Annotated in this window: 11 protein-coding genes and 2 other annotated features; of the genes, 10 read left to right on the top strand and 1 reads right to left on the bottom strand. The window is 29.1% G+C overall.

Going from position 1 to position 11,661, the window contains the following annotated elements; all coding sequences use genetic code 11:
• Positions 1-143 precede the first annotated feature (143 nt).
• Positions 144-848: a DUF6873 family GME fold protein gene (locus B3W71_RS09720; RefSeq protein WP_346888738.1), complete on the bottom strand. Its 705-nt coding sequence runs from the start codon at positions 846-848 to the stop codon at positions 144-146.
• Positions 849-1,296: 448 nt separating this feature from the next.
• Here B3W71_RS09720 and ytxC point away from each other — a divergent pair, with 448 nt between their 5' ends.
• The 10 genes from ytxC to B3W71_RS09670 all read left to right on the top strand — a co-directional run bounded on the left by ytxC (position 1,297) and on the right by B3W71_RS09670 (position 11,554).
• The gene (gene ytxC / locus B3W71_RS09715) at positions 1,297-2,223 is read left to right on the top strand and encodes a putative sporulation protein YtxC (RefSeq protein ID WP_346888737.1); all 927 of its coding nucleotides are present in this window, start codon (positions 1,297-1,299) and stop codon (positions 2,221-2,223) included.
• Between the two features lie 36 nt (positions 2,224-2,259).
• Positions 2,260-2,372: a sequence feature (ribosomal protein L20 leader region), on the top strand.
• A gap of 41 nt (positions 2,373-2,413) precedes the next feature.
• Positions 2,414-2,941: a translation initiation factor IF-3 gene (gene infC, locus B3W71_RS09710; RefSeq protein WP_346888736.1), complete on the top strand. Its 528-nt coding sequence runs from the start codon at positions 2,414-2,416 to the stop codon at positions 2,939-2,941.
• A gap of 19 nt (positions 2,942-2,960) precedes the next feature.
• On the top strand, positions 2,961-3,158 hold the full coding sequence (rpmI, locus tag B3W71_RS09705; RefSeq protein WP_035135823.1) for a 50S ribosomal protein L35: 198 nt from the start codon (positions 2,961-2,963) through the stop codon (positions 3,156-3,158).
• Positions 3,159-3,185: 27 nt separating this feature from the next.
• Positions 3,186-3,539 (top strand): 50S ribosomal protein L20, encoded by a 354-nt coding sequence (gene rplT, locus B3W71_RS09700; protein WP_150846014.1) that lies wholly within the window; start codon positions 3,186-3,188, stop codon positions 3,537-3,539.
• Between the two features lie 258 nt (positions 3,540-3,797).
• The gene (locus B3W71_RS09695) at positions 3,798-5,165 is read left to right on the top strand and encodes a TrkH family potassium uptake protein (RefSeq protein ID WP_346888735.1); all 1,368 of its coding nucleotides are present in this window, start codon (positions 3,798-3,800) and stop codon (positions 5,163-5,165) included.
• A gap of 12 nt (positions 5,166-5,177) precedes the next feature.
• Positions 5,178-5,837 carry a TrkA family potassium uptake protein gene (locus B3W71_RS09690; protein WP_346888734.1) on the top strand — a complete coding sequence of 220 codons (660 nt, stop codon included), beginning with the start codon at positions 5,178-5,180 and terminating at the stop codon, positions 5,835-5,837.
• A 14-nt stretch (positions 5,838-5,851) separates the two neighbouring features.
• Complete coding sequence (locus tag B3W71_RS09685; protein WP_346888733.1) at positions 5,852-6,646, top strand: RNA methyltransferase; 795 nt, start codon at positions 5,852-5,854, stop codon at positions 6,644-6,646.
• A gap of 113 nt (positions 6,647-6,759) precedes the next feature.
• Positions 6,760-6,974 (top strand) — a binding site (T-box leader).
• Between the two features lie 117 nt (positions 6,975-7,091).
• Positions 7,092-8,111 (top strand): phenylalanine--tRNA ligase subunit alpha, encoded by a 1,020-nt coding sequence (gene pheS / locus B3W71_RS09680; protein WP_346888732.1) that lies wholly within the window; start codon positions 7,092-7,094, stop codon positions 8,109-8,111.
• Between the two features lie 18 nt (positions 8,112-8,129).
• Entirely contained in the window at positions 8,130-10,505 is a 2,376-nt protein-coding gene (gene pheT / locus B3W71_RS09675) for a phenylalanine--tRNA ligase subunit beta (RefSeq protein ID WP_346888731.1), read from the top strand.
• A gap of 452 nt (positions 10,506-10,957) precedes the next feature.
• On the top strand, positions 10,958-11,554 hold the full coding sequence (locus tag B3W71_RS09670) for a cell division protein ZapA (protein WP_346888730.1): 597 nt from the start codon (positions 10,958-10,960) through the stop codon (positions 11,552-11,554).
• The last annotated feature ends 107 nt before the right edge of the window (positions 11,555-11,661 follow it).

The following is an 11,661-nucleotide window of genomic DNA, read 5'->3' as shown; positions in this document are numbered from 1 at the left end:
GTAGATTTTATCTTGAATAAATGCTTTAGTTAATCAATATTCCCAAACGGCTGAGCGTTAATAATATAAGCGCTTATTCAATATTTATTTAGATTAGTTTATTTTGCGAAATCACCTTTAGTAATTATGAGAAATATATTTTATTAGATATCTAAAAAGTATATGCTTCCTCTATCAATTAAAGGTGAATTAGTTAGATAAATAGGAGTTATACTATGATTATTTAAAAAGCTTTTTACTATTTCTCCATAGGGATATAAATCTAGATTTCCATAAAAAACTATAGTTTTAGAATCTAGCATACCGCAGGTACCACCGATAAACCCATAATCTAAGTGAGGCAAAAGAATATCTCCAGGTGGAAGTAATAATACATCATACCCATAGTGATTTAATTCTTTATGTATACTTACATCAGAAGTTATGAAGGCTCTATCAGATAATATTGCAGTGGAACATTTAGCATAACCTTGTTTTACATTTATGAATGTTTTATTATGAATTTTTTCTAGTAAAGTTTTATCTGTATATTTTATATTATGCATGAAAAATTCAGATGTATTTACAGCGTTAAGAATAATATCTTCAGGATATTTACCAGTTAAAGTCTCTTTACTTCTTAATACAGTTAAATTTAAAGATTTTAGCTTTTTTTCAAAGGTGAAAGAGGTATCTTTATGAATAATAACAGTATTATTATCTATAAAGTGCATAAGAATGTCAGGATGGCCGCATATAGCTGGATATAATGAGTCACAAGGCTCGCAAAGGATAGGCTTACAGTTTAAATTTTCTAAGGATAAAATTTCTTCATGAGAAATTCTAAAGTCCACAAAAGCATACTTCAAAAGAGTCACCACCTTATTGTTAATTGTTATTAATCGTTCTTATTTTATTAGATAGTTACTATACTAATTTAGTTATATATTAACTAAAATGCCCATGCATATAAGTTTCAATAAATAAAATTTGCTAGTATTCCCCAGTATCATCTAGGATTACAAGTAAACTTAATATAGAAATTTTATTAAAATATATATAGATAACTAGTTAAAAAGCTAAAAAGCTAAAAAGTTAAAATTTTAAAAAGTTATGTATAGAAAAAGTTAAAATTTTAACTTTTTCTAAATTTACATACTTAGCAGGTTAATTTAGAAATAATATATCACATATATTATAAGGTTTGTAGAATAAATTGGATTTTTTAAATTGCATATAGTAAAAAATAAAAACACATAATATATTAAAGTAAGATTTTATATCTGAAAAATTCTTAACATGAGGTGAGGTGATTAAATGCTACTATTGACTATTGTGAATAATAGCCACAAAGAATATGTATTAAATCAAGTTAAGAGCATGATTGATTATTTAAGTAAGAAAAAGAGAAGTTTAAATTTAAGATATGACAATGATAAATTGAACCAGTGTATACATATATATTTGGAACAGAGTGATTACACTCAATGTGAAGTTGAAAAGTTATTTAACTATTATATGGCTAATATTTTATATGGTGTGATTACTAATGAGTTTCTTGAGAAAAAGGTTAGTAAACACTTAGTTGAAACTTATAATTTTCTTAACTACAAAGATATAAGTATTATAAAAGATACTATATTTAAGGTTTTAAAAGAAGAAATTCCTATAGATGATACAGTCATTTATTTTATGAATAAAAAAAATAATATTTTAAATAAAATTATAGCTTGTATAGAAGATGGAAATGAAATAAATATTAAGGGATTTATAGATTTTAGAGTAAAGGAATTAATGATAGATATTTATATTATAGTAGAAAAAATAGTAGAAAATTATATGATAGAAAAAGAATATAATGAATTTATAAGCCTTTTAAAATACTTTATTGAGGTGCAAGAGAGTAAAGTAGAAAAGGTAGATTTGTATATTGGAAGAAGGGGAGATTCATATATACTTAAAGATGAATTTGGAAATGACATGATGGAGACTCTTTTGAATGACCTTTGCGAGAATAAAAATATATTAGAAGTTAGTCAGGATGATTTGGTTATAAGTGGACTCATCACTATGTCCCCTAAAACAATAGTGATACATTCTGCTAGTCGATGTAAAAATAAAGAGTTGATTAATACTATAGAAAAGGTATTTGAAGATAGAGTATATCATTGTAATGGGTGTAATGAGTGCTTAATGTTTAAAGAAATTATAGAAATACCTATTGACAATAATATAAAGGTGTAGTAAAATTAATTTTGTTATCAGAAAAGTGAATAATTTATTAACAAGTAGAAACTGCCGTTTCTCACCTTACAGTAATGCTAGTAAGGTAATATTTTGAGTTTATAATAGGTGTAATATTAGGACGGCGTTTGCTGTCCTTTTTATTTTATATAAGATTAATATATAAAAATATATGGTATAAAAGCCGGAGGTGAATGTTATCAGTAAAAATAAAGATTTCATGATGAATGAAGAAATAAGAGATAAAGAAATAAGAGTTATTAACTCAGATGGAGAAGCTTTAGGCGTAATTTCTACTAAAGAAGCATTAGAAATAGCTCAAAAAAAGGAGTTAGATTTAGTTGTAGTATCTCCAAATGCAAAGCCTATGGTGTGCAAAATAATGGATTTTGGAAAATTCATTTATGAGCAACAAAAAAAGGAAAAGGAAGCAAAAAAGAAGCAGAAAATTACTACTCTTAAAGAAATCAGATTAAGTGCTACTATAGAAGAACACGATATTGAAATAAAAGCTAATAATGCTAGAAAATTCTTATTAGATGAAGATAAGGTTAAAGTTACTGTGAGATTTAGAGGAAGAGAAATTGAAAACTCACAAGTTGGACGCAAGATATTAAACCTTTTTGTAGAAAAATTAGGCGATGTATATATTATAGAAAAGCCAGCTAAACAAGAAGGAAGAAATATGATAATGATATTAGCTCCAAAAAGAGCATAACCGAGAGGAGGACTTTACAATGCCAAAAATGAAAACACATAGAGGTGCAGCAAAGAGATTTAAAAAGACAGGAACAGGTAAGTTAAAAAGATCTAAAGCTTTTAGACGCCATATATTAACTAAGAAGAGCAGAAAGACTAAGAGAAATCTTAGAAAAACAGGATATGTTTCAACTACTCAAGAAAAAATAATGAAGAAATTACTACCATACTTATAGTAGGAAGTTATCTAGGAGGTAAATATAATGGCAAGAGTAAAAAGAGCGATGAATAGTCGTAAAAAACATAAAAAAGTATTAAAGCTTGCAAAAGGATACTACGGTGGAAAAAGCAAGTTATTTAAAACAGCTAATGAATCAGTAATCAGAGCATTAAGAAATGCTTATGTTGGAAGAAAATTAAAGAAAAGAGATTTCAGAAAACTATGGATAGCTAGAATAAATGCAGCTGCTAGAATGAATGATCTTTCTTATTCAAAATTCATGAATGGAATGAAGCTTGCTGGAGTTGAAATAAACAGAAAAATGCTTTCTGAAATAGCAATCAATGATCCAAAAGCATTTGCTGAATTAGTAGAAGTTGCTAAGAAGCACATATAGGATTAATTCAATATAAGATAATAGAAGCCAGAGGATGACTATGTCATGTCTCTGGATTTTGTTAAATTTAGTTTTAATATACATAGTTATTTATTATGTTTTATGAAATAATAAACAAAAGATATATAAAAGATATATATAGTATGAAAATGTAGCCATGGCTACATTTTTATACTATATATATTTTAATAGATAAATGGGAAAAATATATAAATAATTATAATAAAATTTTTTCATAAGAAATATGAGGTGTTATCTATGCAATTGAGATTAAGTGGGAGGGGAAGGCAAAAAAAATTTACCCCAGTGCAAATAATAGCTATGGGATTTGCAATGTTAATATTTGCAGGTGCCATATTATTAAGCTTACCAATTGCTACTATAGAAGGTGTAAGAACTCCATTTATTGATTGTCTTTTCACATCAACATCAGCAGTTTGTGTAACAGGACTAGTTACTGTAGATACTGGAACATATTGGAGTTATTTCGGAAAAACTATAATACTTATTTTGATACAAATTGGTGGTCTTGGATTCATGTCTTTTGCTACACTTTTATCAATAATTGTTGGTAAAAAAATAACTTTAAAGGAAAGACTAATAATAAGGGAATCATTAAATTCAACATCTCTTCAAGGGATAGTTAAGTTAGCAAGATACATACTAAGGTTTACTTTTTCAATAGAACTTATAGGTGCGATATTGCTATCTTTTGAGTTTGTACCTGAGTTTGGAATAATTAAAGGAATATATTATAGTATATTTCATGCAGTTTCGGCATTTTGCAATGCAGGATTTGATTTAATGGGAGAATATACTAGTTTAACAGCATATAGTGATAATACTTTGGTAATACTTACTTTATCATCACTTATAATGATTGGTGGATTAGGTTTCTATGTATGGAATGATATATTTAATTATAAACATACTAAGAGGTTAACGTTACAAACTAAGTTAGTAATAACCATGAGTATTGAATTGGTTTTGTTTGGATTTATAATGTTTCTTATATTTGAGATTTCCAATCCAGAAACATTGAAACCTATGAGTATAGGAGGTAAGTTATTATCTGCTTTCTTTGCTTCAGTTTCGCCAAGGACAGCAGGATTCAACTCCATAGATTTGACAAGTATGACAATAGCATCTACATTTTTAACAATAGTATTAATGTTTATTGGAGGTTCCCCAGGGTCAACAGCAGGAGGAATAAAAACTTCTACAGCTGGTGTGCTTTTTATGACTATATTATCAGTTATAAATGGAAGAGAAGATACAGAATTATTTAAAAGAAAAATAAATAAAGAGACTGTTTATAAATCATTATCGGTAGTAGTTATAGCTTTAGCTCTAGTTTTTACTGTCACCATATTACTATCTATTACAGAAAGAGCTTCGGGAGCTCCTTTTGAACACTATTTATTTGAGGCTACTTCAGCCTTTGGAACTGTTGGGTTAACTCTAGGATTAACTCAAAAGCTTACGACTATAGGTAAAATTATAGTTGCACTAACTATGTATGCTGGTAGAATTGGTCCACTTACACTAGTTGTGGCAATTTATATAAGAAAAAGTAAAAGAGGAAATTCTATTAAATATCCAGAAGATAAAATCTTAGTTGGATAAAGGGGGATATATATGAGTAAAAAACAATTTATAGTTATTGGTTTAGGTAGATTTGGAACTTCAGTGGCAGAAACTTTATATACACTTGGTAATGATGTTTTAGCTGTAGATATAGATGAGGAAGCAGTTCAAAATATTGCAGAAAAAGTTACACATGCAGTTCAAGTGGATGCTAACGATGAAAATAGCTTAAGAGCCCTTGGAATTAGCAATTTTGATGTGGCTATAATTAGCATAGGTTCTGATATTCAAGCTAACATTCTCTCTACTCTTTTAGTTAAAGAAATGAATGTTAAACATATTATAACTAAGGCTAATAATGCATTGCATGCAAAAGTTTTATATAAAATAGGTGCTAATAGAGTCATTTTCCCTGAACGTGATATGGGAATCAGAGTTGCTCATAATCTTTGTTCTTCTAGCATATTAGACTATATAGAATTATCACCAGATTTTAGTATTGCAGAAATTGTTACACCAAAGGAATGGGAAGGACACTCTTTAAAAGAGCTAGACTTAAGAGTAAGATATGGTGTTAATGTGGTAGCTATAAAAAGAGATGATAATATAGAGGTATCTCCAGCTGCAGAGGAAATTATAAAAGAAAGTGATATAATAGTAGCTATAGGAGGAACTGCTGAGCTAAACAGTATTGAAAGTTTAGTTAGATAAGGAGATATTTACAATTGCAGGTTATAAAAAGTAAAGATAACAATACACTGAAAGAAATTAAGAAGTTAAAAGAAAAAAAATATAGAGTAGAAAATAAAAGGTTCATTATAGAGGGCTTTAGATTTTTAGAAGAGGGATTAAAATCAGATTTTGATATAGATAAAATTTTTATAAAGGAAAGCTCTATAGATAAATTTGAAGAGAATTTTTCATCATATGTTGATAACCATGATGAAAAGCTATTTATAGTAAGTGATAACTTATTTAAAGGTATTTCGGGTACAGAAAATTCTCAAGGAGTTTTAGCTGTACTTAACATAAAAGAAGAAACTTCCATTGTAAAAGAAGGAACGTATATTTTAGCTGATAAGGTACAAGATCCAGGTAACTTAGGAACTATTATAAGAACAGCTCATAGTGCTGGATGTAATGGAGTTATTTTAAGTAAGGATACAGTAGATTTATATAATGAAAAAACTTTAAGGTCTACTATGGGATCTATATTTAATATTCCTATAATTCATGATGAGGATTTGTCTTTTACAAAAGAATTAATTAATGAAGGATATAATCTAGTATGTAGTTCTTTACAAACAGATAAAAACTTTTATGAAGTTAATTTAGTTGACAATGCAATAATAGCAGTGGGAAATGAAGGTAACGGAATTAGCGATGAAGTGATGAATCTAGCTACATGTAAGGTGAAGATTCCTATGTTAGGTAATACAGAATCATTGAATGTTGCTATAGCTGCATCTATCATGATATATGAAGGAGTAAGACAGAAGTTATTAAATAAAAAGGATTAATACTTGAAATTTTTAAGTATTATATGTATAATATTTCTGACAAGTTAGGATTTATGGAGTTTTGTGAAAGCAAAATAATAGAGCTAACTAGTTTAGTAACTTTAAAAGAAAATATTTATACAATGACGAAGAGAGTAGATATATATTTTTATATAAGGGAGGAAAAGCCATAGACTGAAAGCTTTTCTTATAAGGTTATATCGAAGTTCACTTCTGAGTACTAATTATGAAATAATAGTAGTAATTAGCGGCTATAGTCGATAAATTTACTAAGAGGAGTTTGAATAAAACTCAATTAGGGTGGTACCGCGGATTTTCCGTCCCTTTTTAGGGACGGTTTTTTTATACCTATGAATACAAATTGTGAGGTTGTAATCCATTATGAAATAAGGCTTTAATCCATAATTTTAGATGGGATAATGAATTTTAGAAAGGAGCTTAGAATATGAAAGAACAATTAGAACAAATTAAAAAAATTGCCTTAGAACAATTAAGTCAAGTAACAGATAAAGCTGAACTTGAAAATATTAGAGTAAAATATCTAGGGAAAAAGGGAGAGCTTACTGCAATCTTAAGAGGCATGGGTAAGTTATCAGCAGAGGAAAGACCTGTTGTAGGTAAAGTTGCAAATGAAGTAAGAGAAGAAATAGAAAATGCTATTGATACAAAGGGTGAAGCTATTAGAACTGCAGAAAAGGCAGCAAAATTAAACAGTGAGGTAATAGATATATCTATGCCAGGAAAGAAGCAAACTATGGGAAAAAAACACCCACTAAGTTTAACCCTTGATCAAGTAAATGACATATTTTTATCTATGGGCTTCTCCATAGAGGAAGGACCAGAAGTGGAATATGATCATTATAATTTTGAGGCTTTAAATATACCTAAGGACCATCCAGCAAGAGGAGAACAAGATACTTTCTATATAAATGATAATATAGTATTAAGAACTCAAACATCTCCAATTCAAATAAGAACTATGGAGAATCAAAAGCCACCGATAAAGATGATTGCACCAGGAAAGGTATATCGTTCAGATGCAGTAGATGCAACTCACTCACCAATATTCTATCAAATAGAGGGGTTAGTAGTGGCAGAAAATATTACCTTTGGAGATTTAAAGGGAACTTTAGAAATGTTTATTCAAAAGATGTTTGGAGATAACATGAAAGTTAAATTTAGGCCACACCACTTCCCATTTACAGAACCATCAGCAGAGATGGATGCAACTTGCTTCGTATGTGGAGGTAAGGGATGTAAGGTATGTAAAGGTAGTGGATGGATAGAGATTGTAGGCTGTGGTATGGTACATCCGCAAGTGCTTAGAAATTGTGGAATTGATCCAGAGAAATATAGCGGTTTTGCTTTTGGATTTGGATTAGATAGAATAGTAATGTTAAAATACGGTATTGAAGATATCAGATTATTATATGAAAGTGATATGAGATTTTTAAATCAGTTTTAGTAGATAAGGAGGAAGATTATGAAGTATCCAGTTAAATGGTTAAAAGACTATGTTGATATAAATGTTTCCCCTGTAGAACTTGCAGATGCATTAAATCTTTCAGGGTCTCATGTTGAAGAGGTTATACTTACAGGAGATGAAATTTCTAATGTAGTTACAGGAAAGATAACAAAGATAGAAAGACATCCAGATGCAGAAAAATTAGTTGTATGTGCAGTGGATATTAACAAAGAAGAAATACAAATAGTAACTGCTGCTACAAATATGAAGGAGCAAGATATTATTCCAGTAGCTCTACATGGAGCAACTCTTCATGGGGGACTTAAGATTAAAAAGGGTAAATTAAGAGGGGTAGTATCAAATGGTATGTTCTGCTCAGAAGAAGAGCTTGGAATCGCTGGAGATGAGCCAGTTCATGGGCTTATGATATTACCTGAAGATACACCTATTGGAGTAGATATTAAATCTGTAATACCTCTTGAAAGTGCTATAATTGACTTCGAAATAACATCTAATAGAGCAGATTGTTTTAGCATAATTGGAATGGTAAGAGAAACGGCAGCCACTTTAGGCGTAGAGTATAGAATGCCAAAGCTTAAATATAATGAAGAAGATAAAACTAATATAGCGGATAGTTATAAAGTAGAAATTAAGAGTCCACTATGTAGAAGATATATGGCTAAAGGAATTAGCAATATAAAGGTAGAACCATCACCACAGTGGATGCAAGAAAGATTATTGGAAGCCGATGTAAGACCTATCAACAATATTGTAGATATAACAAATTTTGTTATGTTAGAGCTAGGTCAACCATTACATGCCTTTGATGCTAGAGATATAGTATCTAATACTATAGTAGTTGATACTGGAGAAGATGGAGAAAAATTTGTTACTTTAGACGGAGAAGAGAGAATTATAGATAGCTCTATGCTTTGCATAAAGGATGGAGATAAAACTATAGGACTTGCAGGAGTTATGGGTGGACTAAATTCAGAGGTTAAAGATGATACTTCTATGATAATCCTAGAAAGTGCAAACTTTAATGGTCTTAATATAAGAAATACATCTAAAAAGTTAGGATTAAGAACAGAAGCGTCAACTAAATATGAGAAGGATTTAGATCCAAATTTATGTGAATTAGCTGTTAATAGAGTATGTGCTTTAGTTGAAGAGCTAGGTGCAGGTAAAGTTATGGCTGGAGCTATAGATATATATAATGAGGTTAGAACAGCTCATACTTTAGAAGTTGATAGTAACTGGGTTAATAGATTCTTAGGTAGTAATATATCAAAAGAAGATATGAAAAAATATTTAGATGGATTAGATTTAACTACTGAAATTAAAGGAGATATTTTAGTTGTTAATTGCCCAACTTTCAGAAGTGACTTAAATATAAAAGAGGATATAGCAGAAGAAGTTGCTAGAATTCATGGATATAATAACTTTGAATCAACTCTTCCTCATTGCGAGGCTATAAAGTCTGGAAAGTCAGAAAAGCATAAGTTAGAAGATAAAATAATAGAAGCTTTAGTAGCTAGTGGAATGAATCAATCTATAAGTTACTCATTTGTAAGTAATAAGATTTTCGATAAACTTTTAATTCCACAGGACAGCGAGCTAAGAAATGTAGTAGAAATTAGAAACCCTCTAGGAGAAGATTTCAAAGTAATGAGAACTACTACTCTTGCTTCAATGATGGAATCTTTAGCTAGAAACTATGTAAAGAGCAATGAGAGTGCAATGCTTTTTGAAATAGGGAAGGTATATATAAAAAATACTGATGAAGAGAAACTACCTGAGGAGAGAAATATTTTAACATTAGGAATGTATGGAGCAGGAGATTATTTAGAGCTTAAAGGTGTAATAGAAAATGTACTTGATGCTTTAGGCATAGATAATGGATCCTTTATTAGAGAAAGTGAAAACCCTAGCTTCCATCCAGGAAAGACTGCAGCATTAAAACTTAGAAATAAAATTTCAGGAGTTTTAGGTGAGATTCATCCAGATGTAAGTGAAAATTACGGTATAGATACAAGATGTTTTATTGCTGAACTAAATCTAGATATGTTAATGGAATGTGCTAAGATTGATAAAAAACATAAAGCACTTCCAAAATTCCCAGCAGTAACAAGAGATATTGCAATTTTAGTAGATGATAGAGTTCTTGTACAAGAAATAGAAGATACTATTAAAAAGCAAGGTGGTGGTATCTTAGAAAGCGCTAAGTTATTTGATGTTTATAAAGGAAGCCAAATTCCAGAAGGTAAGAAGAGTATAGCTTATGCTATAACTTACAGACATATAGATAAAACTTTAACTGATGCTGAGGTAAATAAAGTCCACGATAAGATTTTAAGAAGCTTAGAGCATAAGTTAGGAGCAGAATTAAGATAATTATCGGTTAGAATAAGAGATTTTCTTAAAATAAGGCATCTGAAGTAAATAACAAGTCAAAGATGGAAAGTATATTTTGAGTTAGACAAGNNTATTTTTTGAAGATGCCTAAGCTAAATATTAGATTAATGTGGAGCTTACGCTTTAACAATATAAGTGTAAGCTCTACATTTTATAAAGGTTAGCAAATTATTTTAAGATAGCTCTTATTTTTTATATTAAATTTAGTATATTCATATACAAAATATATTAAATACTTTATAAATAGTATATAATAAATCGAATTATCACAGAATAAATGGAAAGTTTTAAAGTTAATTAGGATTTATGATATATATTGTTTACAAGTAATAGGAATATTTATTAAATACCTTATTTAATAAATAGCTAATATATGTTAAAATGATTATAAGTTTATGCAGATGTAAATTTATATTTAAGAGGGTGTTTATGTGAGCATTATAACAGTTAAGATAAATGGAATGGAATATAACCTTAGAGGGGAAGAAAATGATGAATATCTACAAATGGTCGGCCAATATGTGGATAATAAAATAAATAGTCTAATGTTTAAGAATTCTAAAATAAGTCGTCCTGATGCTACTATTCTTGCAGCAATTAATTTAGGAGACGAAGTTTTTAAAAATAAAGAAGCTTATGAAAGAGCTAATGAAAATTATAAAATGATTGTAAAGGAACAAAAAGATCTTATTTCTGAAGTAGAAGGATTAAAAAGAGATTTACAAGCTGCAAAACAAGAAAACGAAGACTTTAAAAAAGCTAGTACTGAGGATAGTGAAATAGAAAAACTAGAAGATGAAGTTACATATCTTAAAGAGCAATTAGAACTTATGGATCAAGTTGTTCAAGAATTAAAAAAAGATAATCAAAAGCAAATGACCTTTAATAAAAAGCTTTTATCTGAAAATAATAATCTAAGATATGAACAGATTGCTAGAGTAAGACAGTTAGAGCAACTTAGTCATGAGATTGAGGACAAAAACCTACAGCTTATGAAAAGTGGACAACTAAATATGAGAAAAAAGTAAAAAAGTAGATGATAATATGATACGTATATTATCATCTATTTTTTTGATTAATTTTAAATAAGCACTTATATTATTAACTCTCAGCCGTTTCGGAATATTGATTTACT

This window comes from Clostridium sp. UBA1056, assembly GCA_002316385.1.
In the GTDB taxonomy this organism is placed as follows: Bacteria; Bacillota; Clostridia; order Clostridiales; family Clostridiaceae; genus Clostridium_J.
This window is presented reverse-complemented; position numbering and strand designations above follow the sequence as displayed.

Bases quoted from the DNA above. Each gene is read 5' to 3' on its own strand.
- ytxC (WP_346888737.1), top strand. From the start codon at position 1,297: ATGCTACTATTGACTATTGTGAATAATAGCCACAAAGAATATGTATTA.
- rplT (WP_150846014.1), top strand. From the start codon at position 3,186: ATGGCAAGAGTAAAAAGAGCGATGAATAGTCGTAAAAAACATAAAAAA.
- rpmI (WP_035135823.1), top strand. From the start codon at position 2,961: ATGCCAAAAATGAAAACACATAGAGGTGCAGCAAAGAGATTTAAAAAG.
- pheS (WP_346888732.1), top strand. From the start codon at position 7,092: ATGAAAGAACAATTAGAACAAATTAAAAAAATTGCCTTAGAACAATTA.
- pheT (WP_346888731.1), top strand. From the start codon at position 8,130: ATGAAGTATCCAGTTAAATGGTTAAAAGACTATGTTGATATAAATGTT.
- B3W71_RS09690 (WP_346888734.1), top strand. From the start codon at position 5,178: ATGAGTAAAAAACAATTTATAGTTATTGGTTTAGGTAGATTTGGAACT.
- B3W71_RS09695 (WP_346888735.1), top strand. From the start codon at position 3,798: ATGCAATTGAGATTAAGTGGGAGGGGAAGGCAAAAAAAATTTACCCCA.